Raw genomic sequence first — 25,405 nt, forward strand, 5'->3', positions numbered from 1 at the left:
TTCGCTAGTTCGCGATATTAACGGAGGTTGATGATGGTCTGGGTGACCGCATCGGAAGTTTCAATGGTCTTGGCGTTTGCCTGATAGTTTCGCTGGGCGATGATCAGGTTCACCAGTTCCGCAGACAGGTCCACGTTGGATTCTTCCACCGAGCTGGCCTTGATCGATCCAAGGGTTCCAGTATCGGGAGCACCGATGATTGGTTGGCCGGATTCGAAAGTTTCTACCCAGGAGGTGTCCCCTACCGGCGACAGCCCATTGGTGTTATTGAACGATGCCAACGCTACCTGACCCAATGCCTGGGATTGGCCGTTTGTGTAACGGGCGAACAATACCCCCTGATCCGATACGTCAAGTCCGGAAAGGCGACCGGTGGTATAACCATTTTGCTGCTGGTCATTTACCCCGAATGCCGCACCGTACTGGGTTGTACCGCTCAGATTTATCACAAAAGCCGAGGTTGTTGGCGGCTCGGGAATCGGCGTCACCACCGTCTCGCCGGCTGCCGGAGGTCCGTCCGCGCCGTTGGGCTGACCGGCATCATCCTTTGGAATCCAGTCGTCGATCAATATCTCACCGCTTGGATCGCCATCAATAGACTGCAAAGCACCATCCTGGTCAAACCGGGCCGTATAGGGTGTCACGTCGGTTCCGCCCACAAATTCGCCATCAATCTGGGCATAGACCGACCACTCACTCACGCCAACACCATTACCCGGAGACGGGTTTTTCACGAAGAACTGTGTCAGTTCATGAGAGTTACCCAGGCTGTCGTAAATCGTGGTGGATGTGGCGTGGTTATAGGTGCGCTGATCCAGAGGATTGAATTGGTTGGTAACGCGAATCGGAGACGCGTTGAAGGCCAACTCAAAATCATTATCCGCAGTAGTTGATGTAATGCCAGCTACCGTTCGGTCAGCGGTAACATTTATATCTCCCTCAACGGTGCCCGTATCGCCGTTTCCATTTCCATCTGCAAAGGTGTAATCGAGTGTTTCACCCTGATTATGAATTACCCGCAGGACATCATTACTACCAGACCCATCGTCCACTAGAGATGCCGAAATTGCGGTTTCAGAGGAATTGTTGATGGAATCCACCAGATCCTGAAGCGAATTGATGTTGGAGGTATCCAGCGTCAACGGCGAACCGTTGATATCGAGACTGAAGGAGAAAGAACTGGCTCCGGTAATGAAAGCATCATCAAGAGCCGGTGTTCCGTCAAACGTCGCCGTTGTTGTGGCAGAGGCACTTAATCCAGAGGCATCGTTGATGGTGGAAGCCGCCTCACGAGCGCTCGCGGTGGGATCAATAGCCACGTTGAAGTCCGGCGAGCCGTCCGAATACTGCACATCAAAGCTCTCACCCTGAATCGACGCAAGCGTCAACGGCCCGATATCTCTCACTCGGGTTTCCAGAACAGACTCTCTTGAGTCCAGGTTCAGGTCGGAATCCAGATTGGTCGTGCGACGCGGCGCCAGGTTATCCGTCTCAATCTGCAAATCTCCCCGAATGCCAGACAAATTGCCGTCTTCGTCGGCAGTGTATCCCTGTACCCGCATATTCTGGTTGTTCGTTACGTAGCCGTCCTTATCAATGCCGAACTGACCTGCGCGGGAATAACGAATCTCGCCGCCGTTATTCAGGATAAAGAAACCGTCGCCGGCAATCGCCATGTCCAGGCCGTTGTCAGTAAAGCTGATGTTGCCCTGGCCAAAGGACTGCTTTACATCCTGAACCCGGACACCGTCGCCGATCGGATTGGTGCCTGCACTCAGGAAACCGCTGGCGTAAAGATCGCCAAACTGGGCCTTGCTGCCCTTGAAGCCAACGGTGCTGGCGTTCGCAATGTTGTTGCCGGTGACGTCCAGATCCACCGATGCCGCACGAAGGCCGCTCAAACCTGTATTAAATGCCATGGTTCACCCCTTGGTGTTTCACCGGTCTCAGTTAATTTGTTTCACATCAGACAGAGCGATGGAGCCCATGCCTGCAAGATTCAGGGTTATCGAGCCGCCCTGGCCCAGGGATACGCTGTCCACATTGGCGCTCACCATGGTGCCCAGCTGCTGCGGACCATCTGGGTAGGAAGCTTCTGCCACAATCCGGTAGGGACCCGGCGGCAAGGGATTGCCGTTTCCGTCCTGACCGTCCCAGCGGAAGGACACAACACCTGCCTGGCTGCTGCCCATATCAATCTGCCGCACCCGTTCGCCATTCTGCCCCTCAATCGAAAGGCGCAGACCGCCCGTTGAAGCAGGCACCTCAATCGTTCCTGTAATTTCGCCTTCAGCCCCGAGGATCCCGATCTGGGAAGGTGCCAGAACAGTCTTGCCCACCATGGCCGAAGCCTGAAGCGCCTGTGTGGATCGAAACTGGCCAACCACATCCTCAACCGTGCCGGAGAGATTCTGCATCTCCTCCAGCGAGCTGAACTGTGCAAGCTGGGAGATAAATTCGCCGTTATCCTGAGGTTCCAGCGGATTCTGGTTTTTCAATTGCGCCAGCATCAGTTCCATGAACTCGTTCCGGCCCAGCTCACTGGTGCCCTGGCCGCCATTCTGTTGCTTAAGCTGGTACTGGCTCAGAACATCCGACGCATCTGTTGCGTTTACTGCAGTCATGTTGTGCTCCTCACCCTGTTACTGCTGACCAAGAGTCAGAATGCGCTGCATCATGGACTTGGCAGTGTTCATGACATCCACATTCATCTGGAAACTTCTGGACGACGACATCATGTCTGCCATCTCTTCAACCACATTCACGTTCGGGTAGTAGACATACCCGTCTTCGTTGGCCGCCGGGTGGTGGGGCTCGTAGCGCATCTGCAGCTCCGCATCACTCTCAACAATACCGTCAACCCTGACCCCGGCACCTGGCCCTTCATCCGCCGCCATCGGAAAACCACCCTGCCCCGGATTCATCAGGGACTGCTGAATGGCGGAGAAAACCGGTTTCCTGGCCCGATAGGTTTCGCCGGTGCTGGAACTGGCTGTCTCCGCATTGGCAATGTTGGACGCGGTTGTATTCAGCCGCAGTGATTGCGCGGTCATGCCGGAACCGGCGATATCAAAAATGCTGCCCAGTGACATGAGGAATCTCCTTCGCTAATCCCGAGGCTTACTGATTGCCGCTCAGGGCTTTGTTCAATCCGGAAAACTTGCTGTTCAGGAACTGGAAACTTGCCTGGAAATCCATGGCGTTACGCATGAAACGGGTCTGCTCCTGCTGGGCATCAACGGTATTGCCGTCAACCGACGGCTGGTGGGGCACCCGATACAACAGATCGCTTTCCGAGGCCGACGGGGAGGTATCCATGTGCGCGTCATGGGTTTTCGTCATCTGGAAACCGCTGACCTGCTCCTGGGCTTTCTGCATCATTGCCTGGAAGTCCAGGTCTCGGGCCTTGAAGCCCGGGGTATCCGCGTTCGCCAGGTTGTTTGCCAGAACTTCGGCACGTTTAACCCTTGCTTCAACCGCGTGTTGGTGAATGCCCAGAGCCGAATCGAACGTAATTGCCATGTTGCCTCCCGAAAACTGCACCAGTAAGCCGACCTGTTTTTGCCGGCTGTGCTCTTTGACAGGACTAAAGCAAGCTGGATGCCAGATTTAAGATGGCCTTTTAATTTGTCAGGAAGGCCAGTATTGGCGGGCCCTGGCCAGAGATGGACTGGCAGCCAGGGAGAAGGAATCAGGGAACGGACAGGAAAAAGCGGCAAACTGCTTCCCCCGGTGCTCACCGGGGGCGTTCAGTCAGGAAGTCAGGGCCAATGACGTACGAACTCGTCAACCGACGGTCTGGGGACAGCCGGCTTTGAAGTTGAGACCGTTCCGGTGTAGAGAAAACCGACGATCTGCTCGTGTCCTTCCAGCCCCAGACCCTCGTGTACCGACGAATGGTATGCGACAGAGCCGGTCCTCCACATCACGCCGTACCCTGCATCCTGCAACGCCAGTTCCACAAAACTCATGCCGGCTGCAGCCGACATAACCTGCTCGATTTCAGGCACCTTCGGATGCGCTTTGGTCGATGCTATACCTACGATCACCATTGGCGCCCTGAGAGGTGCGCGCCTGAGCTTCTCGATTTCTTTCTCGTCGCTGTTATTGGCACAGGTGGAGGCAAACAGTTCGCCCAGGGCCTCCAGCCCTTCGCCTTCTACAATCAGATAACGCCAGGGCCTCAGCAGCGCGTGATCTGGCGCGCGGGCGGCACAGGCAAGCGCCCGTTCGAGGGTTGCCGGGTCCGGCGCGGGCGATTCCAGCCTGGGCTCTGACGAACGATTAAGGAGGAAATCGGTAACTGCTGTCATATTGACTCACTGTATGATGGCTGTTCTGATGAATTGTAAAAAACCGGTACGAATACAATTCCCTGCTGTGAATTGTGGCTTGTACGTAATGCTGTTAACCTTTAGTCGTAGTCGGGTCTGCCAACAACTATAAATGACGCGGTCGTACAACGGTGAGTGGCAACACAATGAGCAACCAGCAAACCTTCAACAACTTTTCCGAATTCTATCCTTACTACCTCGAAGAGCACAGCGATGTCACCTGTCGCCGTCTGCACTTTGTCGGCAGCCTGCTGGTTCTGGTCGTAGCCCTGTGGGCACTCACTACAGGCAAACTTGTGTGGCTTCTCGCCTTGCCGGTCATTGGCTACGGCTTTGCCTGGGTGGGGCATTTCAAGTTTGAGAAAAACCGCCCTGCCACCTTCAAGTACCCACTGTACAGCCTGATGGGCGACTGGGTCATGTTCCGGGACATGCTCATTGGCAGGATCCGTTTCTGAGATGATGAGCGCCCCGGCAGACCTTCGCAACGCCAGCAGCTCCGCTGGCAGAACCCTTGCGTCTGAGGCATCGGGCAACCCGATCGCCATTCCGCCAATGCCCGATTACAACGGCCGGGTTCTGGCGTATACGTCTACTGCCGCCATTATCGTTACCGGTGTTTTGCAGGGCGCATTTCCCCAATGGCTTCTATGGCTTGTGGCCGGGGCGCTGACCTGGCCCCACATTGCTCACGCCCTGACCCGACGAACGTTCCTGAGAAACTCGCCACGCATCCGTCAGAAAATGCTGATTTTCGATTGCGTTGTAGGCGGCGCGTTTATCGGCTGCATCGGGCTGATCGTCATCCCCTCCCTGGCAGTCGCGCTGATGCTGATGTTCAGCTGCCTGATAGTCGGTGGTATCCGCCAGTGGCTCATGGGCACCGTTTTCATGGCCGCCGCCATTGCTGGCTCTGTCGCTATCCTTGGCCCCGCAGACGGACCACATTCGCCACTGCTCACAAGCATTGTGTCGATTCTCTCAACCGGGCTTTATATCTGCGTCACTGCCTATTACTCCCACCAACAGGCACGGGCGTTGATGCTGGCAAAAACCCAGATCCAGAACCAGCGTGAGCAGTCCATCGCGCTCTCCCACAAGCTTTCCAAGTACCTCTCGCCCCAGGTCTGGCAGTCGATCTTTACCGGCGAGCGGGATGTGCGACTGGAAACCCAGCGCAAAAAGCTGGCGGTATTCTTCTCAGACATCAAAGGTTTCACCGAGCTCTCCGAGGAAATGGAGCCCGAAGCCCTGACCGAGCTACTGAATCACTACTTCAACGAAATGTCCGAAGTGGCCCTGAAATATGGCGGCACTATCGACAAATTCGTTGGCGATTCCATCATGGTGTTCTTTGGCGACCCAACCAGCCGGGGCCAGCGGGAGGACGCCTTTGCCTGCGTCTCCATGGCCATCGAGATGCGCAAGCACATGAAGATCATGCGCCAGAAATGGCGCAGCCAGGGCATCAAGACCCCGCTTGAAATTCGTATGGGGATCAGCACCGGTTACACAACCGTAGGTAACTTCGGCGCGGAAAACCGGATGGACTACACCATCATCGGCAAGGAAGTGAATCTTGCCAGCCGGCTTGAATCCCTGGCAGAACCGGGTGAAATCCTGGTTTCCTACGAGACCTTCTCGCTGATCAAGGACAAGATCATGTGCCGGGACAAGGGCGAAATCACCGTGAAAGGCTTCGGCAAGCCCGTGCCTATTTATGAGGTGGTGGATTTCCGCCGCGACATGGGCCCCAACCGCAGCTTCCTCGAGCACGAGCACAGTGGCTTCGCCATGTATCTGGACTCAGACAAGATTACCGAGAAAGAACGCCAATCCATTCTGAACGCGCTCGAAGACGCCGCAGACCGTCTGCGCCGGGAAGAGGATGTTTCCTGAGGCGCATCCCTGCGCTCAACTCAATTCTTCTTACTGACGTATCAGTCGCGGCCCGACATCCTTGCCGGTTTCCGTGCTTCGCCAGGGATTGATATCCAGCCCGCCCCGGCGGGTATATCGGGCAACGACTGTCAGCGACTCCGGATCGCATCGGCTCATCAGATCGGTAAACACCGTTTCCACGCAATGCTCGTGGAAATCCTGTTTCTGCCGGAAGCTCACCACGTACCGCAGCAAACCAGCCCTGTCGATTTTCGGGCCAGTGTAGCTCACCAGCAAAGTGGCCCAGTCCGGCTGGCCCGTCACCGGGCAGTTGCTCTTGAGCAGATGGGAGCACAGTTGCTCAGTCACTATGTCTTTGCCTGCCTTCAGAGAGCCCGGTGAATACTCGTACACCACATCGCTCACAGGTTCGTCGTCAATCAACTCGAACCCCGCAGGCCGGCCAATGGCCTCTCCGGATTCGTCCACACTTAACAGGTTAACCTGTACCGCACCGCCGCAAGCACTGGAAAGATCCTGGGCAATCACCTCCGCCACCTGCTCACGGGAGGAGTAAAGCGCCTGGTTCAGGGAATTGAGGTACAGCTTGAGCGATTTGGACTCGATGATTGAAGGGGATGCTGCCGGGAAGACAATCTCTGCCCAGGCTACCTCCGGCACGCCGCTTGAGCGCAGCCAGGAGATTTCCCAGGCCTGCCACAGGTCTTCGCCAAACCATGGCCAGCGGCCGTCGTCCAGCCCCAGGCGGCGGCGGTTTTCCTCCCTCGCCACGGGGAACAACAGGCCCGGGTCGTAGCTGTCCGGGTAATCGCTTGTCTTGCCAAGCGGCGCGTCATTGAGTGCCATAGGTGTTCCTGAAATCAGTGGCGAATACCTTTACCACGCTCAAGCATTCTGAGTGCAATGAATGCCAGCAAGGAGATGAAAACCAGAATCATACCAAGAGAGACAAACGGATTAACGTCTGACACGCCCAGAATTCCATACCGGAAGCCATTAACCATATACAGGATGGGATTGGCCATGGATACGCCCTGCCAGAACCCTGGCAGCAGATCAATGCTGTAGAACACACCACCCAGATAAGTAAGGGGTGTCAGTACGAAGGTGGGCACGATGGAGATGTCATCAAACTTCGTTGCCAGCATGGCGTTTATAAAACCGCCCAATGCGAACAGCGCAGACGTCAAGAAAACCGTCAAAACCATCATGGGCAGGTTGTGGATCGACAACCGGGTGAACGCCAATGACAGCAACGTGACAATGAGGCCAATACCCAGGCCCCGGGCCATGCCTCCGGTCACATAACCGGCGAGGATCACCCAGTTCGGCACCGGGGACACCAGGAGCTCTTCAATGCTGCGCTGGAACTTCATGGAGAAAAACGACGACACCACGTTGGCGTAGGAGCTTGTGATCACTGCCATCATGACCAGCCCGGGTACGATGAACGACATATAATCAAAGCCGCCCATTTCGCCAATTCGGGAACCGATCAGGTTGCCGAAAATAATGAAATACAGGGTCATCGTAACCGCCGGCGGCAGCAGCGTCTGCGCCCAGATTCGGGTAAATCGGCGCACCTCACGGACAACAATGGTGCTGAAGGCTGTAAACAAAGCGTGCGGTGTCATGCTGCACCCTCCACTGCCTTGCTGGATTCCGCGGCGTTCTCCTCAACCATGCGAATGAACAGCTCCTCCAGACGGTTGGCCTTGGTTCTCATGCTGACCACCTTGATGCCCCGCCGTTCAAGCTCCACAAACACCTGGTTGAGCCCCTGGCCTTTCTCCACTTCCACCTCCAGAGCTCCCTCCGCGTCGAGGCGTGTCGGAAAGCCGTTCAGTTCGGGCGCGGAATCCAGGGGCTTCTCGGTATCCAACACAAAAGTCTCCAGACTCAGTTGCTGCAGCAAGGCCTTCTTGCTGGTGTGCCGGAGGATTTTGCCATGGTCGATAATGGCAATGTTGCGGCAAAGGGCTTCCGCTTCCTCCAGGTAATGGGTCGTCAGGATGATGGTGGTACCCTGGCGGTTCATCTCTTCCAGAAAGGTCCACATGGAACGGCGCAGCTCAATATCCACGCCGGCGGTGGGCTCGTCCAGAATCAGCAGTTTTGGCTCGTGGACCAGAGCGCGGGCAATCATCAGACGGCGCTTCATGCCACCGGACAGCATGCGGGCCGGGGTGTCCCGCTTGTCCCAGAGCCCGAGCTTTTTCAGGTATTTCTCGGCCGAGGCCGAGGCCTGCTTCAACGGAATTCCGTAGTAACCGGCCTGGGTGGTCACAATATCGAAGACTTTCTCGAACTGGTTGAAGTTGAACTCCTGAGGCACCACGCCGAGATTCAGCTTGGCATCGGAGAGATGAGTATCAGTGTCATACCCGAAAACACGCACCTTGCCCGCTGTCTTGTTCACCAGGGAGCAAACGATACCAAGGGTGGTCGATTTTCCGGCCCCGTTGGGCCCCAGCAAGGCGAAGAAATCCCCTTCAGCAACGTGCAGATCAATCCCCTTGAGGGCCTGGAACCCATCACCGTAGGTCTTGGTGAGGCCCTCAATTTCCAGTGCATTGGTCATAGATCATCCCGATTCGGTAAAAAACGGCAATGAACGGCTCAAGCCGCCAGCCAGAATTTAGAGTGCTAATTATTGTGGCGAAGCCGCTGATTTCAAGGCCCTTATCAGCCGGAGACATCCCCTTGGCCAATAACGGAAACTGCGACAGGAATCCCGATATGAGGCAAACCCCGCCCCTATAATGCGGTTACAACAATTTACAAAAGGGGCTACCGCACCCTGAGTGCGGGCGCGCTGAATCGAAGGGAATGTACGAGTAACCATGAGATCCGTTCACCGCATCCGACTAACGTTTACCCTGCTGGGCGCCCTCGCCCTCTCTGGCTGCCTGGATGAGGACGGCGGCTCTGGCGACGACACCAGCACAGGCCGGGTCAATTACAACGGCTTTAACGGCCTTTCCTACCAGACTGCGAGCCAATCGGGCATCACGAACTCGGCGGGGGAGTTCCGTTACTATCCCGGGGAAACACTCACCTTCCGCGTTGGCGACCTACCTTTGGTCAGTGGTGTTCCGGCCCGGCAATATGTGACGCTGCTCGAGTTCTTCGAGAACACTCGCACAGAGCTGCAATCGCCAATGGTCGACGACGAAGGCCTGAGCACCCACACGCTGACCGAGCAACTGGTTTTGGAAGACACGACACTGATGAACATCTCCCGCTTCCTGATGCTTCTGAACTGGAGCCAGAATGTTGCCGAGGGAGAGGGTATCGATATCCGCAACCGGGTGATTGCGCAACTGAATGCCGCCCTGCCTGACCTGACAGCACCTGTCGATTTCAGTGTCAGCGAATCCGAATTCACCGCCACCAATCCCCTGTCTCCGGCCAATCAGCTGCTGGCCGCCATCTGCTTTTACCCGGAAGACGATGAACTCTGCGAGGATCCACCAACCCAGGAAGAGATCGACAACGCTCCTCCACGGCCAGAGAACGACGAGGATCGCGACCCGGACATTGAATACAGCGAAGACCTGCAGGCCAAAAAGGACCGGATCGAAAATGCCGTGCGCTCCATGGAAGATATCGACTCGGAAGATGCCCAGACTTATCTCACGCGGGAACTGAAGGCGATTAGCACAACCGTCGCAAACCGCTATTTCCTCGACGACGACGTAGCCAGCCACCCCTCCACCGATACAGCCCTGAAGCAGGTTTCGGTTCGAAAGATCGGGGGCGGACTCTCGCTGGCCGAGCTGGAAGCCATCAGCACACGCCCGCAGGATGTTCAGATAAACTCAGCTGACTGGCAAAGCGGAAAAGTGGAATATTTTGTTGCTGGCCCCTCCGGCGGAGAATCAGAGCTGCTGCTCAGCTTCCGTCCGGAGGATACCTATCGGTGGGTTCGCAAACAGCTGCGTGTGATTATCCGCTGATCAGGCGGGACAGGCTCCAGCGTGACTCAACCCCGGTTACATCGTAGTAGGACGGGTCCAGACCTTCCGTGCCATGCGGCAGGCAATCACGAATACGCACCGTTTCCGCCGCTTCCTTGCCTTCGTTGTACCGGGCCAGATCAATGATCTTTGCCGTTTTCAATGGCCGGGAAGCCGCATCTGTCATTACCATGACACGGGGCCAGAGCCGGCGTTCCGGAGAGTGTGAAACCACGATGCCGCGTTGGCCGTCACTAAGCTCCACGAGGCTGCCGGTGGGGTAGATACCAATTGCCTGGATGAAATTCTCCACCAGGTCTTCCTGGAATTCGATGTTGCGCATCTCGTACAGCAGCGTTACCGCTTTCGCTGGCGTCATCGGCTCGGTGTGAGAGCGTGGCGCAATCAACGATTCGAAAAATTCCGCGATACCGGCCACTTTGGCCAACAGTGGAATGCGGTCACCCCGAACACCTTCCGGGAAGCCGGAGCCGTTATGGCGTTCGCGATGTCCCTGGACGACACTGAGCACTGCACGTGAGAGCCCGCTGTTCTCGAGCATGGCAACACCGCGATTAACGTAGCCACGGTAGGAAAGGTACTCCTCGGCGCTCAGTTGACCCTCACGGGCGAGCAACTCAGGTGGCAGCGTAGTTTTGCCAACCTGTGACAACAGACAGCCGAGGCCAAGATGATTGAGAAGACCCTCGTTCAACCCAAGGTGTCGACCACACACCAGAGCCCAGACCGATGTATTCAGGGCATGACTGTAAAGGTAACTGTCATGGGCACGTGTGCGACTGAGCCACAATAACGCGTCAGGCTGGCGAACAACGCTGCTCACCATTTTACTGGTGATCGCGGCGATCGGTCTGAGATCCGGAACGCCGTCTGCACGAAGTGTCTCAAAAAGCTGGTCCAGCGCCGCTTCCACATCGTCGAGCAGACGCCTGGATGTTTTCATTTCCTTTTTGAGGCTGGTAACGGTTTCGTAGGTGACCGGCTCCCGAATACTCAGGGGTGGCAACTGAAGCTGCTCTCGCCCACCACCACGTTTATTCAGTGTCTTGCCGAAAACCGGCTTGCTACCACCTTTTACTTCTTTCGCCTCCCGTGCTTCCGCCACATCGACCATAACCCACTTGCAATGGGAAACGAGCGCGCGAACGTCGTCCTGGGAGCGAATATGGAAACCCTGAATCGGAAATGGAGTCTGGTGCCACGGCCTGTCCAGATCAGACACGAACATGCCCACTTCCAGATCATGTACTGCGACTTTTTTCTGTTGGACACCCACGGGCCACCTCACACAACAAACTTTTCGATGGCTACCATTCTGACCGAACCGCCGGAAGACACAATTACAATATCGTATCCTCAGGTAACCCAAACGCGACAAAGCGTAACGCTAATCTTCAATAGGAAACAAAATGTAGCAACGTGATGGGTATCACATATCAACGTCAGAAAGTGTCACTCTGCGTCACATACGGATTCGTCAAACTCGGGCAGCCGGGCACGCATCGAACCTCGCGGAGCCTTGCGGACATAGACGGTGTAGGGCACTGAAGAAGCCCTCAGGTAATCAAGGTTCACGGCATCATCACCCTGCACCTTTTCGACAACTGCGGGAGTACAGGAAACCAGCAACTCCAGTTTACCGTCCAGTTCTGCGATACGGGCCCGCGGATCCGACGGATTAATGGCCATGCACCGGGTCGAGCTGTTTGCGGGCTGGCCCGTCCCGGCCACCAGATCCTTGCCCGATTCGCCACAGGCGCGAATGCCCGTGCCGCAGCCACCCGCATCATCGCCATCACGCAGGCGCCAGACACGGTCACTGCATTGGGTTTCCAGTTTTACCGAGGTTGCCTTGTCAGCGGCAAACCACCAACCGGGGTATTCGGCACTCTGCCAGGATATCCTTGCATGCCGCGGTTCCCCTGACGAATTCTCCGCAGGAAACATCGCAAAATGGGAGTAATAGCTGGCACAACCCGACGTGAGCAAGACCATCAGGCTTGCAAAAACTGGCTTGTACGCTCTGGAAAAGGCTGGAAAGATCATCTGGACGGTGCATCCCTGACGGCGGCTGAGTTAGCACTGCCATTATCCATGGCAGGGGCCCGGAATCCGCCTATCAGTCACCATTTTGATCAAACTGAAGGCCGTACCCGTCATTGGTTTTACGTACGACCACCATCTCAAGCACCGGTGCGGGAACAGGCAGGCCCTGCACCTGCACGGTTACCTTGTCACCCAGGGCCGGCGCAAAAGGCTCAGTGTCGACAACGATAAAAACACCGCCATCGGAAATATCACGGGTCGAAAATATGAACTCTCCCTGCTCCGCGTGCACGACTTTTACTTTCGCACTCATGGCAGTGCGCATGTGCTCTCTTCGATCGTTCCCAACCATCTGAGGATTCCACTACTTTTTGCATAGTTTTTATAGTCTTCCGAAGCATAACACCATTTTCAGAAAAATATGCCAAAGGAGATATTGACTATACAATTAATAGAAATGAGAATGGTTGGCGTTTTTAAACGCCTGCAAGTCTCAATGCAGGCAGATCATTAACGGAATCACCTGAAAAGGATGAGACTATGCGAATGAAACTGGCTGCCACCGCAGCAATCGCCCTTACTGCCATGCCCATGGCCGCCTCCGCAGATGGCGAGGTCAACATTTATTCTTACCGTCAGGCCTACCTGCTTGAGCCGCTGCTGAATGCTTTCGAGCAGGAAACCGGCATCAAGAGTAACGTTGTATTCGCCAAACAGGGCCTTGCAGAGCGTCTGGAGCGTGAGGGCCGCAACAGTCCCGCCGACGTGGTGATGACCGTTGATATTTCCCGCCTGAACGAGCTGGTAGAGCGGGATCTGGTCCAGGACCTGGACAACGACACCCTGGAAGAGAACATCCCTGAAAACCTCCGCCATCCGGACGGCAAATGGTTTGCGTTGACCACCCGAGGTCGCCTGATCTTTGCCTCCAAAGAGCGTGTAGAGGAAGGCGAAATCACCACCTACGAGCAACTGGCGGACGACAAGTGGGATAACCGGATCTGTACTCGCAGCGGCAAGCACCCGTACAACATCGCCCTGTTCTCCTCAATGATCGCCCACCATGGTGAGGCCGAGACCGAGAAGTGGCTGGAAGGCCTCAAAGACAACCTGGCCCGCAAGCCCCAGGGTGGCGACCGTGACCAGATCAAAGCCATTGCAGAGGGCGTCTGTGATATCTCGATCGGCAACAGTTACTACTACGGGAACATGCTGCAGGATGAGAACCAGCGCCCGATTGCCGAGCAGGTTCGCCTTGTGTTCCCGAACGCTGAGGGCCGGGGAACCCACGTGAACATCAGTGGCATTTCCCTGACCAAGAGCGCGCCAAACCGCGAGAACGCCATCAAACTAATGGAGTTCCTGTCCTCGCCGGAAGCACAGCGCATCTATGCCGAGGCGAACACCGAATACCCGGCAAACCCGGAAGTGGAGCCTTCCGGACTGGTTGCCGAGTGGGGTGAAATCAACCCGGACGACCTCTCTCTGCAGGAAATTGCCAACAACCGCAATGCCGCAGTCAAGCTGGTGGACCGCGTCGATTACGACGGCGAGTAATCCCTGGCGGTGAGGGTGGTTCGCCACCCTCACCCGCGATTCGGCGGGCAACAGTCCAAATCGTGGGTGACGCCAGTCATTGCAGGCATCAGGCCAGGTGACTACAATCTGCAACCTTCAATCGGACAGACCCCACATCCAGACACAGGAACATTATGAGCGAGGCCGCAACCAGCGTTAATCCCGGGCTATCCCAGCCCCTGCTGGCAAAGCGTACCTCTCCAAAATGGATGATCAGCGCACTGCTGACCACCGCCATCGTCGCCCTTCCTGTGCTTTCCGTTATTTTCCTGGCGTTTTTTCCCGAAGAGAATATCTGGCCTCATCTCATCGAGACCACGCTTCCCCGGTACCTGACAACGACGCTCAAGCTGATGATTGGCGTGGGCGCCCTTACACTGGTGATAGGCCTGGCCTCAGCCTGGGCGGTTACCATGTGCGAGTTTCCCGGCCGCAAATTCTTTGAATGGGCCATGCTGCTGCCTTTCGCGGTGCCGGCATACGTTATCGCCTATGTATACACCAGCCTCCTGGACTACGCCGGGCCAGTCCAGGGTGCATTGAGGGACCTGTTCGGCTGGACCAGTGCCGCAGATTACTGGTTCCCGGAAATCCGCAGCCTTGAAGGCGCCACGCTGATGATCGGGCTGGTCTTGTATCCTTACGTCTACCTGCTTGCCCGTGCCGCCTTCCTGGAGCAGTCCCCGTCCCTGTTTGCCGTCAGCCGAAGTCTCGGCCACTCGGCCCTGAGCACTTTCTTCAGAGTGGTTCTGCCAATCGCCCGCCCGGCGGTTGCCGTGGGCCTCTCGCTGGTGCTGATGGAAACCCTGAACGATTTCGGCACCGTGGATTTCTTTGCCGTTCAGACCCTGACCGCCGGCCTGTTCGACACCTGGATGAACCTGGGCAACCTGGGCGGCGCGGCCCAGATAGCCACCACCATGCTGATCTTCGTGGTAATCCTGGTTACCCTTGAGCGCTACTCCCGAAGACGCCAACAGCAGTTCGCCGCCCGGGATAACCGGGATCCGATCCAACGTTTCACCATGTCGTTTCCGCGCCAGATGATCTGCGTGGCTGTGTGCGCACTACCCGTACTGTTCGGATTTGTAATCCCCGGGGCCACGTTAGGGCTGTACGCCTGGGAGTATTTTGGTGAAAGCTGGAACCCGGATTTTGTCCGCAACACCTTCAACAGCCTGTTCCTCTCCGGTACGGCAGCCCTCACCACTCTGCTGATTGGTATCACCCTCGCCTACAGCCGCCGCCTGCACAACACCCGCAAAATGCAGGTACTGATGCGCCTGTCCAGTCTTGGCTACGCCATGCCAGGCGCGGTGCTGGCCGTGGGCGTAATTGTGCCATTGGCGGGTTTTGACAACTGGCTGGACAGCCTGATGCGGGATGTTTTCGGCATCAGCACCGGGCTGTTACTCAGCGGCTCGGCCTTCGCCCTGGTGTTTGCCTACACCGTGAGGTTCCTGGCGGTTTCCGCCGGTAGCGTTGAAAGTGCGTTGCAGAAGATTACGCCAAGCATGGACATGGCATCACGTTCACTTGGACACAGCCCGGGTAACACCCTGGTACGTGTTCACCTGCCCATGCTGAGGGGCACGCTGGTTACGGCAGCCTTGGTGGTGTTCGTGGATTGCATGAAGGAATTGCCGGCCACGCTGATTCTCAGACCGTTCAATTTCGAGACCCTGGCCACCTATGTGTACCAGTTTGCGTCTGACGAGCGCCTGTACCACAGCGCCCTGCCCGCCCTGATTATTGTCCTGGCGGGCATCATTCCGATCATTCTGATGAGCCGCTCAATCTCCAACAGCCGCTCCATCGCCTGACCTTCGGCTCAGAAGGTTACCCGGGACTTTACATCCTGAACCACGAACCGCCCCTGGAAAACAGCCACAGGGTCGCCTTCCGGCATCGTAGTTGGTTCCCCACAGAAGACTTCTGCAGTCAGATCAAGCCGTCCCTTGCCGTGTCTGGCAAGGCTTTTGCGAAAACGTTCGGGTATCTCTTCGCCAGGCAGGCGGCAGATGACGTAAAAATCGGATGTTACGGGTTCCAGATAGTCAATATTCCCGCTCTGAACCACAACGTTTCCCCGGAGGCCAAGGTCCCACAGCGCCAGCTCCGTCAAGCCCCAGGCTGCCGTTACCGCCGCCGAGTAAACGCTGCCGCCGAAACCGGTACCCTGGTGGTTACTGTTGGGCTCCAGGGGTGCGCTGAGTAGCAACGAATGGCCATCCCAGGAATGCAACTGAATCCCCAACGCCCGGGAAAGTGAAATCTCGTCATGGATGCGTTTCTGGAAAAGGGACAACTGGCTCATAACATCCTCCTGATATCCCTTCAGTTTAGGCCCGCTTCCTCCGTTTCCCTATGCGACTTACGTCGGTTCTTTCCACTATAAAAAAAGCCCGGCAGAGCCGGGCCAGAACATCTTCACCTCTAATCAAAGGTGTTACTGCCAGATAACCGGCTGACGCTGCGCGTACCACTTGTCGACTTTTTCCTGGTAGGCGTCTTCAACCATATTACGCTTGAGCTTCATCGTAGGCGTGAGGAAACTGTTCTCAATCGACCACTCGTCGCTCACTACCGTGATGAAGGCAAGCTGCTCGTGGGGATCCACGGTCTTGTTCACATCGGCAATCAACTTTTTGAAGCTTTCCTCGATCTCTTTCCGGAACGCCTCATCCGCCATTTTCGGCCGTGAATCCTCAGCCAGCATCACGAGGGCGTGCGGCTGAGTCTGATTGGCGCCGGAGACACACACCATTTCGATGGCATCGTGGGACATCAGGCGGTTCTCGATGGGGGCAGGCGCAATGTACTTGCCCTTGCTGGTCTTGAAGATTTCCTTGATGCGGCCGGTGATCTTGAGCCGGCCCATCTCATCAATCTCACCCTTGTCGCCGGTCTTTAGGAAGCCGTCCTCGGTAAACGCTTCCCGGGTTTTCTCCTCGTCCTTGTAGTAGCCCATCATGGTGGCCGGGCTCTTGATCTGAATCTCGCCCTCCGGGCTTATACGGGTTTCAACCCCCGGTGCGGACTCGCCGACGTACCCCGTTCTTGACCGCCCCGGCTTGCTCATGTGGGAATAGGCAAAGTTCTCAGACATGCCATAGCCTTCCAACAACTCAAGGCCAAGGTTGCGATACCAGTCGAGAACGTCGCTCGCGAGGGGGGCCGAGCCACTGCCTGCCAGCTTGACCTTGTCCAGGCCAAGGCCCTTGAGGATCTTCTTCTTGATCAGTTTGTTGACCACCGGAATTTTCAACAGCCGGTCCAGCTTCTTCTTCGGCAGCTTCTGGAGCACACCGTGCTGGAATTTCACCCACAGACGGGGTACCGACAGGAACAGCGTTGGCTGGGCACGTTGCAGATCCTGGACGAAGGTATCCAGAGATTCCGCAAAATACAGATGGAAGCCGGCATACAAAGACGCCAGCTCTACAAAGGTACGTTCGAATACGTGGGCCAGCGGCAGGTACGACAGCATGCGCTCATCGGAGCCCACACCGAGCACTTCCATGCCACCTTCTGCCGCATAGGCCATGTTGTAAAAGCTCAACATAACGCCCTTGGGCTTTCCGGTGCTCCCTGAGGTGTAAACAATGGTGGCCAGTTCATTCGCGTCACGCTGGACGTTCTCTTCCAGGGGCGGGTATTTGGCAACAATATCGTCCCAGGTTTCGAAATCATTGGGCGGGCTCAGCGGGAAGGAAATGCAACGCACGGATTCCGGCACGCCCGGCTTCATCATGTCCCAGTCGTCCAGCTTGCCGACAAACACCACCTCACACTCGGCATGGTTGAGAATGTAATTCACGGTGTCGGCGTTGAGGGTGGGATACAGAGGAACGGAAATGTGGCCGGCCATCCAGATGGCCCAGTCGGTCATGATCCAGTGGGCGCAGTTTTTGGAAAGCAGGCCGATGCGGCTCTTTTCGGGGAGGTTCAGGGATTTCAGGTACGACGCCATGCGCCTTGCCTCATCCACCGCCCGGCCCCAGGTGTATTCCACCGTTTTACCGCCCCCGATGGGCTGAGTCATATAGACGGAATTCGCCTTGGCCTTCTCCCAGTGATAGACCATATCCAGGGGAAGTTTGTTTGTTGTGTCCATGGACCTTCCTTGCAGTTCGTTTTTCGAATTATGGATGACTTATTATTAGACTTTCGTAGGGTATTTCAACATAGTATGGACCGTCAAAACGTGACACAAGCAAAATAATTTCCAACTGCACCTATTTTCCACATCCCTGTTCTTCCGGGCCAAGATCCCTACCCCTCAAACCCTTTGCCTGTGGTAAACTTGCGCCCCTTCAGAATCGCAACATTCCAGTTAACCTACCCGGAGATGGGCATATGGCCAAGACAACCCTGCGTACCCTGTTCGGTGCCACACTGCTGGCGCTGGCAACCCTCGTTCAGGCACAGGAACCCCGCGTTGTAGCCATCACACAGATTGTGGAGCACCCGGCACTGGACGCCGTCTACCAGGGCATTAAAGACGAACTTGCCGAGCGCGGCTTCAAAGAAGGCGAAAACCTGGAAGTGATGCACGAAAGTGCCCAGGGCAATTCCGCCATCGCCTCCCAGATCGCCCGCAAATTTGTTGGCGAAAGCCCCGACGTGATCGTGGCGATTGCCACGCCTTCGGCCCAGACTGTTGCCGCTGCAGCCCGCAATACACCGGTTATCTTCTCCGCAGTCACCGATCCGCTTGGCGCAAAGCTGGTTAGCAACCTGGAAGCGCCGGGCGCCAACATCACCGGTGTGAGTGACATGCTGCCCATCGACAAACACCTGGATATGCTCCAGCGAGTAATGCCTGATGCCAAACGCATTGGCACCGTCTACAACCCGGGCGAAGCCAACGCCGTATCCCTGGTGGAGCTGCTTGAAGAGCGCCTCGCTGCCCGCGGTCTTGAGCTGGTCAAAGGCGCCGCCACCAAAACCTCCGAAGTTCTGGGTGCCGCCCGCTCCCTCGTGGGCAAAGCCGATGCCATCTACCTGACCACTGACAACACTGTGATCAGTGCTGCCGAAGCCGTTATCTCAGTTGGCGAGCGCGCAGGTATTCCGGTGTTCGCCGCTGATACCGCCACTGTTGAGCGCGGCGCTGTTGCTGCGCTGGGCTTCGATTACTATGACCATGGCCGCCAGACCGGCGTGATGGTTGCCCGGGTACTCAATGGCGAAAAGCCCGGTGACATGGCGGTTGAGACTATGGAAAAGCTTGACCTCTTCGTGAACCCCGCTGCCGCAGAGCGCATGGGCATCACCCTGTCCGATGACGTTATCGCGGACGCCGAGCAGGTTATCGACAGCGCCAACTAATCCCCCGAACCCCACGGGCAGCCCTCACGAGGGGCCGCCCGTTTTATCATTGGTGATACCCGACCATGCTGAGTAACATCGCTCTTTATGGTGCCATCGAGACTGGCCTGATCTACGGCCTGGTCGCCTTCGGCATCTACCTCTCCTTCCGGGTGCTCGATTTCCCGGACCTCACTGTAGATGGCAGTTTCCCGCTCGGTGCTGCTGTCGCCGCTGTACTGATCATTGAAGGCTGGAACCCCTGGCTGGCCACTGGCTGCGCGGTAATGGCCGGCATGGCCGCCGGCGCAGTAACGGCCCTGTTGAATGTAAAGCTCAACATTCTGAACCTGCTGGCCTCTATCCTGACCATGATCGCGCTCTACTCGGTCAACCTGCGCATCATGGGCCGCCCCAACGTGGCGCTGCTAACGGAAGAAACGGTACTGACACCCTGGTACGACCTGGACCTGGCCTACCATCAGGTGCCGGTGCTTCTGTTCATTATTGTGGTCTTTGTTGCCCTCATCCTGCTGTGGCGTTTCATGAAATCCGAAACCGGCCTGGCCATGCGAGCCACCGGCGCCAACGCCAGAATGGCCCGGGCCCAGGGCATCGCCACTGGCGCCATGATTGTGCTTGGTGTTGCCGTCTCCAATGGCCTGGTTGGGCTTGCCGGCGCCCTGTTTGCCCAGAGCCAGGGCGCTGCAGACGTCACCATGGGCGTAGGCGTCATTGTGATTGGCCTCGCCTCCTTGATTGGTGGTGAAGCCGTTGTTACACCTTCTACGGTGCTGCGGGCACTGATCGCCTGCGTGGTTGGCGCCATCATCTACCGGCTGGCCATTGCCTTTGCCCTGAACGCCGATTTCCTGGGTCTTCAGGCACAGGATCTGAACCTGATTACCGCTGTGCTGGTTACCCTGGCGATCGTACTGCCCGGCGTTCGCTCATCTATTGCCGGCAAACTGACCCGCAAAAAGGCCTGAGGAGGCGACATGATCAGTGCAACCGATCTACGGCTCACCTTTGGCAAAGGGACACCCCTGGAAAACCCCGCGCTACGGGGTATGAGCCTGACCGTAAACCAGGGCGAGTTCGTTACCGTCATTGGCAGCAACGGCGCCGGCAAATCCACCTTTCTGAACGCCCTGGCTGGTGAGGTGCTGGTGGATAGCGGCCAGATTGTCGTGGACAACCTGGACGTCACCAAACTGCCTACCCACAAACGGGCCGGCCGGGTTTCCCGGGTATTCCAGGACCCACTGGCCGGTACCTGCGAAGGCCTCACCATCGAGGAAAACCTCGCTCTGGCCATCAAACGTGGCCAGCGCCGGGGCCTGACCAGCGCTGTTAAACGGCAATACATGGAGAAGTTCAGGGACAGCCTTTCGTCCCTGAACCTGGGCCTGGAAAAGCGCCTTGGCGACAAAATGGGCTTGCTGTCCGGCGGGCAGCGCCAAGCCGTCAGCCTGCTCATGGCAAGCCTGACGCCCTCAAGCATCCTGTTGCTGGACGAGCACACGGCCGCTCTGGACCCGAAAACCGCCGCGTTCGTTCTGGAACTCACTACCAAAATCATTGAGGAGCAGAAGCTCACAGCCTTAATGGTGACCCATAGCATGAAGCAGGCGCTGGAAGTCGGCAGCCGGACGGTAATGCTGCACCAGGGCCAGGTAGTGTTTGATATCGAGGGGAAAGACCGCGAAGGCCTGGAAGTGAAGGATTTGCTGGGCTTGTTTGAAAAACAGCGTGGGCTGGAAGTGGACGACGACAGCCTGCTGTTGGGGTAACACCTTCAGTGGAATAGAAAGTGGGGCCTCGAGGGGCCCCTTTTACTGACTGCGAGAGAAACGGCTCAGTGGCCGTAAATGCGCATGGCCGTGTTCGAGATGGCCAGGTTGTCCATGGCCACCGAGCCAACGGACACGCCGCCCACCAGCACGCTGCCTATGGTGACGTCGGACCGGAACTCCGCAAGGTCCACTGCCAGAGAATCCACCCCGGCGGCATTAGGCGCTTTGTAGATATCCAGTTCCACCGTGGCAAAAAGGTACAGCGGCTGCGGTGCAACAGGGTCGTAGTCGGCATTAGTCAGGCGCAGATCCCGAACACCAAGCGCAAGGAAAGGCGCATCAAAGTCCATATCATCAATCGCAATGTCCGTACGGAAGTTCATTACGTCTGTCGCGGTATCCACACGGATGGTACCTGACCCGATCAGGGCATCCATATGGAAGTTATCCAGGAGGGTGGTGGAGCCACCGGTCCCCTCCAGGTTCCATGCTCCTGTGCTGACTCGGAAGTCTACTGCACCCAGCACCGGAACAGGCAGGATGTTGATGACTGCGTCTCCATCGGCAAGGACATCGATGTCGATGCGGATGTTATCAAGCAGGTCGCTGGCAGGATGACTGGTCAGGTTGGTCCTCATCTCGGCAAAAAGGTCGGTGCGATTAGTACCACCTATCTCAATGTCGTTAATGGCCAACGAGCCTTCATCCGTGTACCGGAACTGGTCGATGTTGATTTTGGTTTCCAGCTCGATGCTGACACCGGCCTGGCCGGTGATCATGCCCATCGCCGAGTCATCCAGCATCTGGATCTCGGCTACGGCTGCAGGTGGAACACCCGCAACGCAGAGCGCTAGCAAGGTAGGTTTCAGGCCTTTCATTGTTATTTCCTTGTTTTAGTTTTTTTCACATCCTGTGGGCCACTGCAGTTTTCGACACCACGTCCATACTTTAGCGACACGTTCAAACCGGGTACGTGCAGGGGTCACAATTCATATGACTTTCCTAACGGATTGGAAAGACCAGCCTAGGTCTGATCAATTTTTAAACCACAACATGTAGTGGTTTTGAACCTTTACCCCCAAACCGCTGTTTTAGAAAAATTTTCCCGGATTCAAGCCGGTTTCGATTGATTTTCTTTGCCCCGAAGCGCCTATCAATAGTTGCGTTCTTATTCACAGAACACTATATCCTGTTATACTCATTTCAGATTCAGCCCATATATAGTGGTTAAAAAGAAAACAGGCCCAAGGCCAAAAACACGATTCTCAAGGGGTATGGCGCCGCCGGCACAAGGACTGGCGCCATCAAAAAAAGACATACCGGAAGACAGAGGGTGGAAATGAACGCTAAGGCACAGGCAGTGGTAACAACTATCCCGATGCAGGAAGCCTCAATCGACATCTGGCACAGCAAATATCAGCTGAAGACCAAGACCGGCGAGCCCGTAGACAAGGACATCAACGCAACCTACGAACGTGTTGCCAAAGCCCTTGCCGAGGTGGAAAACAAATCCGTGCGCACCCAGCACATGAAAAACTTCATCTGGGCCCTGCAGAACGGCGCCATTCCCGCCGGCCGGATTACCTCCAATGCCGGTGCCGAAGCACACAAACCGGCCACCTCCACCATCAACTGCACCGTTTCCGGCACCGTTCAGGATTCCATGAACGACATCCTGGAGAAAAACCACGAAGCCGGCCTTACCCTCAAGGCAGGTTGTGGTATCGGTTATGAGTTCTCCACCCTGCGCCCGAAAGGCGCCTACGTGGCCGGCGCCGGCGCCACCACCTCCGGCCCGCTGTCGTTTATGGATATCTTCGACCGCATGTGCTTCACCGTATCCTCTGCCGGTGGCCGCCGCGGCGCCCAGATGGCCACGTTCGATGTGCACCATCCAGACGTGATCGACTTCATCCAGGCCAAGCGTGAAGACGGTCGCCTGCGCCAGTTCAACCTCTCGCTGCTGATCACCGAAGACTTCATTGAAGCCGTGCGCAACGGCGACGACTGGCACCTCTCCTTCCCGGTTACCCAGAAGGAAGTGGACGACGAAGGCCTGGACCTGAGCGATGCCAGCCAGTTCGTGTACCGCGATTTCCCGGTACAGGAAGGCTACGTGGTGAACGATGAAGGCAAAGTGGCCTGCCGCATCTACCGCACCCTGAAAGCCCAGTTCATCTGGGACACCATCATGACCAGTACCTATGACTACGCCGAGCCGGGTTTCATCCTGATCGACAAGGTCAACCAGATGAACAACAACTGGTTCTGCGAAGACATCCGCGCCACTAACCCCTGCGGCGAACAGCCCCTGCCCCCGTACGGCAGCTGCCTGCTGGGCTCTGTGAACCTGACCAAGTTCGTGGACTACCCGTTCACCGACAAGGCCAGCTTCAACTACGAGAAATACCGCAAGGTAGTGGGCATCTTCACCCGCATGCTGGACAACGTGGTAGAGATCAACGGCCTGCCGTTGGCCGAGCAGCGTCATGAAATCACCTACAAGCGCCGCCACGGCATGGGCATCCTGGGCCTGGGCTCCACCCTCGCCATGTTGCGCATGCCCTACGGTTCTGAAGAATCCGTACAGTTCACCGAAGAAGTCGTGCGTGAAATGGCCGTTGAAGGCTGGCGCCAATCCCTCGCTCTGGCCGAGGAAAAAGGCGTTGCGCCGATCATGGACGACGAGTTCGAGATTGATGCCAAGATGTTGAACAAGTGCCCGCAGCTGAGCAAAGACGGCTACAAGCTGGGCGACAAGGTGAAAGGTCGCGTACTGCACGCCAAGTACAGCAAGTACATGCAGCAGATTGCCAGCGTGGAGCCGAAGCTGGTGGAAGAACTGGCGGAGAAAGGTGGCCGTTTTACCCACCACACATCCATTGCGCCGACCGGCACCATCAGCCTGTCGCTGGCCAACAACGCCAGTAACGGCATCGAGCCGAGCTTCTCGCACCACTACGCTCGTAACATCATCCGCGAAGGCCGGAAGACCAAAGAGAAGGTAGACGTATTCTCCTTCGAGCTGCTGGCCTACCGTCACCTGGTGAACCCAGGCGCCATGCCCTTCTCCGAAGACGAGGACAAAAAGCTGCCGGCCTACTTCACCACCTCCGACGATGTAACACCGTCGCAGCACGTGGACATCCAGGCCGCCGCCCAGAAATGGGTAGATTCCTCGATCTCCAAGACCGCGAACGTTCCTACAGACTTCGCCTATCAGGACTTCAAGGACATTTACCTCTACGCCTACGATAAGGGCCTGAAGGGTTGCACCACCTTCCGCTTCAACCCGGAAGCCTTCCAGGGCGTACTGGTTAAGGAAAAAGACCTCGAGAACACAATGTACGAGTTCACCCTGGATGATGGCAGCAAGGTCACCCTCAAGGGCAACGAGCAGGTAGAGTACGACGGCGAAATCCACAACGCCGCCAACCTGTTTGACGCGCTGAAAGAAGGCACCTACGGCAAGTACTGATCCGGGAACCGACACAGGACAACGAACATGACAGTTAAAATCAGCAACAAAATCGTCGGCTACCGCGTAAAGAAAGCCGACCCCGAAGCCGCCGCCGAGCATCAGGCGCCGGTGCACGCAGAAACCAAGCCCGTTGAGATGAACGAATACATCGAACGGCCGGACTTCCTGCTGGGCACCACCTACAAGATAAAGCCGCCGGTTGCCGAGCACGCGATGTACATCACCATCAACGACATCCTGCTCAACGAAGGCACCGACCACGAAAGCCGGCAGCCCTACGAAGTGTTCATCAACTCCAAGTCGATGGAACACTTCCAGTGGGTTATCGCCCTCACCCGCGTAATCTCCGCGGTATTCCGCAAGGGTGGCGACGTAACCTTCCTGGTGGAAGAGCTGCGTAGCGTGTACGACCCCAACGGTGGCTACTTCAAGAAAGGCGGTGTGTTCATGCCGTCCCTGGTAGCTGAAATTGGCGCCGTGATCGAGAAGCACCTTAAGGCCATCGGCCTGCTGGAAAGCGAGGAAATGAGCGAAACCACCAAGCGCATCCTCGCCGAGAAGCGCGCGGAGTTCGAAGCCAGCCACACCACGGCCACGAACGACGACAAAGCCGACGACTACCCGCCCAACGCCACCATGTGCGGCAAGTGCAGCACCAAGGCGGTCATTGTGATGGACGGGTGCGCGACTTGCCTCTCCTGCGGCGATAGCAAGTGCGGTTGAGGTGATTCACTGCACTGAGTGACGAGAAGGCCTGGAGTGAAAACTTCGGGCCTTTTTGTTTTTCGGGGCGGAAGAATGTGGAGATAGACGACAATTGTCCGAGAACCTGATGATTTTCGCCCCTACTCGCTTACAACAGTTTGAAATTATGGAATATCTTGGGGATGGCCAATATGGATAGGCGAACAGTCATGGCCCAGACCGTGGTGGAAGTAGACGCTTATTTCCGGAGGGGCTGCTTTCTTAATTGGG

The 25,405-nt window shown here is 56.6% G+C and carries 24 protein-coding genes; 10 read left to right on the forward strand and 14 right to left on the reverse strand.

All coding sequences use genetic code 11. The annotated features are described in order from the left end of the window. Nucleotides 1-17 precede the first annotated feature (17 nt). The 5 genes from QZ534_RS12005 to QZ534_RS12025 form a co-directional block, all read right to left on the reverse strand. On the reverse strand, nt 18-1,919 hold the full coding sequence (locus QZ534_RS12005) for a flagellar hook protein FlgE (RefSeq protein WP_296934710.1): 1,902 nt from the start codon (nt 1,917-1,919) through the stop codon (nt 18-20). Between the two features lie 27 nt (nt 1,920-1,946). Beyond that, nucleotides 1,947-2,624 carry a flagellar hook assembly protein FlgD gene (locus QZ534_RS12010; protein ID WP_064226898.1) on the reverse strand — a complete coding sequence of 226 codons (678 nt, stop codon included), beginning with the start codon at nt 2,622-2,624 and terminating at the stop codon, nt 1,947-1,949. A gap of 18 nt (nt 2,625-2,642) precedes the next feature. Then, nucleotides 2,643-3,092 carry a flagellar basal body rod protein FlgC gene (flgC, locus tag QZ534_RS12015; RefSeq protein WP_296934711.1) on the reverse strand — a complete coding sequence of 150 codons (450 nt, stop codon included), beginning with the start codon at nt 3,090-3,092 and terminating at the stop codon, nt 2,643-2,645. Between the two features lie 28 nt (nt 3,093-3,120). Beyond that, nucleotides 3,121-3,522, reverse strand: a complete 402-nt coding sequence (gene flgB, locus QZ534_RS12020; RefSeq protein WP_296934712.1) for a flagellar basal body rod protein FlgB — start codon at nt 3,520-3,522, stop codon at nt 3,121-3,123. A 239-nt stretch (nt 3,523-3,761) separates the two neighbouring features. Further along, nucleotides 3,762-4,313, reverse strand: coding sequence for a nitroreductase family protein (locus QZ534_RS12025; protein WP_296934713.1), 552 nt, complete (start codon nt 4,311-4,313; stop codon nt 3,762-3,764). 167 nt (nt 4,314-4,480) lie between these two features. Here QZ534_RS12025 and QZ534_RS12030 point away from each other — a divergent pair, with 167 nt between their 5' ends. Both QZ534_RS12030 and QZ534_RS12035 read left to right on the forward strand, forming a co-directional pair. Further along, nucleotides 4,481-4,792 carry an Mpo1-like protein gene (locus QZ534_RS12030; protein ID WP_296934714.1) on the forward strand — a complete coding sequence of 104 codons (312 nt, stop codon included), beginning with the start codon at nt 4,481-4,483 and terminating at the stop codon, nt 4,790-4,792. 1 nt (nt 4,793) lies between these two features. Next, a complete protein-coding gene (locus tag QZ534_RS12035; RefSeq protein WP_296934715.1) occupies nt 4,794-6,233 on the forward strand; it encodes an adenylate/guanylate cyclase domain-containing protein in 1,440 nt (479 codons plus the stop codon). 30 nt (nt 6,234-6,263) lie between these two features. On the opposite strand, the gene queF is transcribed toward QZ534_RS12035, so the two are convergent. Genes queF through QZ534_RS12050 form a run of 3 tightly spaced genes read right to left on the reverse strand, consistent with a single transcriptional unit; the run spans nt 6,264 to nt 8,817 of the window. After that, entirely contained in the window at nt 6,264-7,082 is an 819-nt protein-coding gene (gene queF / locus QZ534_RS12040) for an NADPH-dependent 7-cyano-7-deazaguanine reductase QueF (protein WP_296934716.1), read from the reverse strand. A 14-nt stretch (nt 7,083-7,096) separates the two neighbouring features. Then, entirely contained in the window at nt 7,097-7,870 is a 774-nt protein-coding gene (locus tag QZ534_RS12045; RefSeq protein ID WP_296934717.1) for an ABC transporter permease, read from the reverse strand. Next, nucleotides 7,867-8,817, reverse strand: coding sequence for an ABC transporter ATP-binding protein (locus QZ534_RS12050; protein WP_296934718.1), 951 nt, complete (start codon nt 8,815-8,817; stop codon nt 7,867-7,869). Before QZ534_RS12050 ends, QZ534_RS12045 begins: the two co-directional genes overlap by 4 nt. A 262-nt stretch (nt 8,818-9,079) precedes the next feature. Between QZ534_RS12050 and QZ534_RS12055 the strand changes: the two genes are divergently transcribed. Then, complete coding sequence (locus QZ534_RS12055) at nt 9,080-10,195, forward strand: organic solvent ABC transporter permease (protein WP_296934719.1); 1,116 nt, start codon at nt 9,080-9,082, stop codon at nt 10,193-10,195. Here QZ534_RS12055 and QZ534_RS12060 read toward each other — a convergent pair. The 3 genes from QZ534_RS12060 to QZ534_RS12070 all read right to left on the reverse strand — a co-directional run bounded on the left by QZ534_RS12060 (nt 10,185) and on the right by QZ534_RS12070 (nt 12,614). Continuing rightward, nucleotides 10,185-11,492, reverse strand: a complete 1,308-nt coding sequence (locus QZ534_RS12060) for an HD-GYP domain-containing protein (RefSeq protein ID WP_296934720.1) — start codon at nt 11,490-11,492, stop codon at nt 10,185-10,187. The two genes, QZ534_RS12055 and QZ534_RS12060, sit on opposite strands and share 11 nt — an antisense overlap. A gap of 176 nt (nt 11,493-11,668) precedes the next feature. Continuing rightward, a complete protein-coding gene (locus QZ534_RS12065; RefSeq protein ID WP_296934721.1) occupies nt 11,669-12,262 on the reverse strand; it encodes a hypothetical protein in 594 nt (197 codons plus the stop codon). A gap of 73 nt (nt 12,263-12,335) precedes the next feature. After that, entirely contained in the window at nt 12,336-12,614 is a 279-nt protein-coding gene (locus tag QZ534_RS12070; protein WP_296934722.1) for a PilZ domain-containing protein, read from the reverse strand. Nucleotides 12,615-12,802: 188 nt separating this feature from the next. Between QZ534_RS12070 and QZ534_RS12075 the strand changes: the two genes are divergently transcribed. Both QZ534_RS12075 and QZ534_RS12080 read left to right on the forward strand, forming a co-directional pair. Next, nucleotides 12,803-13,819, forward strand: coding sequence for a Fe(3+) ABC transporter substrate-binding protein (locus tag QZ534_RS12075; RefSeq protein WP_296934723.1), 1,017 nt, complete (start codon nt 12,803-12,805; stop codon nt 13,817-13,819). A 155-nt stretch (nt 13,820-13,974) separates the two neighbouring features. Further along, nucleotides 13,975-15,663 (forward strand): iron ABC transporter permease, encoded by a 1,689-nt coding sequence (locus QZ534_RS12080; RefSeq protein ID WP_296934724.1) that lies wholly within the window; start codon nt 13,975-13,977, stop codon nt 15,661-15,663. 8 nt (nt 15,664-15,671) lie between these two features. Here the strand turns inward: QZ534_RS12080 and QZ534_RS12085 are convergent, their stop codons facing one another. Both QZ534_RS12085 and QZ534_RS12090 read right to left on the reverse strand, forming a co-directional pair. After that, nucleotides 15,672-16,157, reverse strand: a complete 486-nt coding sequence (locus tag QZ534_RS12085) for a thioesterase domain-containing protein (protein WP_296934725.1) — start codon at nt 16,155-16,157, stop codon at nt 15,672-15,674. A gap of 132 nt (nt 16,158-16,289) precedes the next feature. After that, a complete protein-coding gene (locus QZ534_RS12090) occupies nt 16,290-17,957 on the reverse strand; it encodes an AMP-binding protein (protein ID WP_296934726.1) in 1,668 nt (555 codons plus the stop codon). A gap of 242 nt (nt 17,958-18,199) precedes the next feature. On the opposite strand from QZ534_RS12090, the gene QZ534_RS12095 reads away from it, so the two are divergent. From QZ534_RS12095 to QZ534_RS12105, 3 genes are all read left to right on the forward strand, one after another. Further along, entirely contained in the window at nt 18,200-19,174 is a 975-nt protein-coding gene (locus tag QZ534_RS12095; RefSeq protein ID WP_296934727.1) for an ABC transporter substrate-binding protein, read from the forward strand. A gap of 65 nt (nt 19,175-19,239) precedes the next feature. Continuing rightward, a complete protein-coding gene (locus QZ534_RS12100) occupies nt 19,240-20,142 on the forward strand; it encodes an ABC transporter permease (protein ID WP_296934728.1) in 903 nt (300 codons plus the stop codon). A gap of 9 nt (nt 20,143-20,151) precedes the next feature. Beyond that, nucleotides 20,152-20,946 carry an ABC transporter ATP-binding protein gene (locus tag QZ534_RS12105; RefSeq protein ID WP_296934729.1) on the forward strand — a complete coding sequence of 265 codons (795 nt, stop codon included), beginning with the start codon at nt 20,152-20,154 and terminating at the stop codon, nt 20,944-20,946. Nucleotides 20,947-21,011: 65 nt separating this feature from the next. On the opposite strand, the gene QZ534_RS12110 is transcribed toward QZ534_RS12105, so the two are convergent. Continuing rightward, the gene (locus QZ534_RS12110) at nt 21,012-21,827 is read right to left on the reverse strand and encodes a DUF6160 family protein (protein WP_296934730.1); all 816 of its coding nucleotides are present in this window, start codon (nt 21,825-21,827) and stop codon (nt 21,012-21,014) included. Nucleotides 21,828-22,288: 461 nt separating this feature from the next. Between QZ534_RS12110 and QZ534_RS12115 the strand changes: the two genes are divergently transcribed. Next, nucleotides 22,289-24,427: an adenosylcobalamin-dependent ribonucleoside-diphosphate reductase gene (locus QZ534_RS12115; RefSeq protein ID WP_296934731.1), complete on the forward strand. Its 2,139-nt coding sequence runs from the start codon at nt 22,289-22,291 to the stop codon at nt 24,425-24,427. A gap of 27 nt (nt 24,428-24,454) precedes the next feature. Continuing rightward, nucleotides 24,455-25,153 (forward strand): NrdJb, encoded by a 699-nt coding sequence (locus tag QZ534_RS12120; protein ID WP_296934732.1) that lies wholly within the window; start codon nt 24,455-24,457, stop codon nt 25,151-25,153. Nucleotides 25,154-25,405 lie beyond the last annotated feature (252 nt).

The organism is uncultured Marinobacter sp. (assembly GCF_913055835.1).
Lineage (GTDB): Bacteria > Pseudomonadota > Gammaproteobacteria > Pseudomonadales > Oleiphilaceae > Marinobacter.

Coding starts and splice junctions, on each gene's coding strand:
- QZ534_RS12005 (WP_296934710.1), bottom strand. CDS start 1,919: ATGGCATTTAATACAGGTTTGAGCGGCCTTCGTGCGGCATCGGTGGAT.
- QZ534_RS12010 (WP_064226898.1), bottom strand. CDS start 2,624: ATGACTGCAGTAAACGCAACAGATGCGTCGGATGTTCTGAGCCAGTAC.
- flgC (WP_296934711.1), bottom strand. CDS start 3,092: ATGTCACTGGGCAGCATTTTTGATATCGCCGGTTCCGGCATGACCGCG.
- flgB (WP_296934712.1), bottom strand. CDS start 3,522: ATGGCAATTACGTTCGATTCGGCTCTGGGCATTCACCAACACGCGGTT.
- QZ534_RS12025 (WP_296934713.1), bottom strand. CDS start 4,313: ATGACAGCAGTTACCGATTTCCTCCTTAATCGTTCGTCAGAGCCCAGG.
- QZ534_RS12030 (WP_296934714.1), top strand. CDS start 4,481: ATGAGCAACCAGCAAACCTTCAACAACTTTTCCGAATTCTATCCTTAC.
- QZ534_RS12035 (WP_296934715.1), top strand. CDS start 4,794: ATGATGAGCGCCCCGGCAGACCTTCGCAACGCCAGCAGCTCCGCTGGC.
- queF (WP_296934716.1), bottom strand. CDS start 7,082: ATGGCACTCAATGACGCGCCGCTTGGCAAGACAAGCGATTACCCGGAC.
- QZ534_RS12045 (WP_296934717.1), bottom strand. CDS start 7,870: ATGACACCGCACGCTTTGTTTACAGCCTTCAGCACCATTGTTGTCCGT.
- QZ534_RS12050 (WP_296934718.1), bottom strand. CDS start 8,817: ATGACCAATGCACTGGAAATTGAGGGCCTCACCAAGACCTACGGTGAT.
- QZ534_RS12055 (WP_296934719.1), top strand. CDS start 9,080: ATGAGATCCGTTCACCGCATCCGACTAACGTTTACCCTGCTGGGCGCC.
- QZ534_RS12065 (WP_296934721.1), bottom strand. CDS start 12,262: ATGATCTTTCCAGCCTTTTCCAGAGCGTACAAGCCAGTTTTTGCAAGC.
- QZ534_RS12070 (WP_296934722.1), bottom strand. CDS start 12,614: ATGGTTGGGAACGATCGAAGAGAGCACATGCGCACTGCCATGAGTGCG.
- QZ534_RS12075 (WP_296934723.1), top strand. CDS start 12,803: ATGCGAATGAAACTGGCTGCCACCGCAGCAATCGCCCTTACTGCCATG.
- QZ534_RS12080 (WP_296934724.1), top strand. CDS start 13,975: ATGAGCGAGGCCGCAACCAGCGTTAATCCCGGGCTATCCCAGCCCCTG.
- QZ534_RS12085 (WP_296934725.1), bottom strand. CDS start 16,157: ATGAGCCAGTTGTCCCTTTTCCAGAAACGCATCCATGACGAGATTTCA.
- QZ534_RS12090 (WP_296934726.1), bottom strand. CDS start 17,957: ATGGACACAACAAACAAACTTCCCCTGGATATGGTCTATCACTGGGAG.
- QZ534_RS12095 (WP_296934727.1), top strand. CDS start 18,200: ATGGCCAAGACAACCCTGCGTACCCTGTTCGGTGCCACACTGCTGGCG.
- QZ534_RS12100 (WP_296934728.1), top strand. CDS start 19,240: ATGCTGAGTAACATCGCTCTTTATGGTGCCATCGAGACTGGCCTGATC.
- QZ534_RS12105 (WP_296934729.1), top strand. CDS start 20,152: ATGATCAGTGCAACCGATCTACGGCTCACCTTTGGCAAAGGGACACCC.
- QZ534_RS12110 (WP_296934730.1), bottom strand. CDS start 21,827: ATGAAAGGCCTGAAACCTACCTTGCTAGCGCTCTGCGTTGCGGGTGTT.
- QZ534_RS12115 (WP_296934731.1), top strand. CDS start 22,289: ATGAACGCTAAGGCACAGGCAGTGGTAACAACTATCCCGATGCAGGAA.
- QZ534_RS12120 (WP_296934732.1), top strand. CDS start 24,455: ATGACAGTTAAAATCAGCAACAAAATCGTCGGCTACCGCGTAAAGAAA.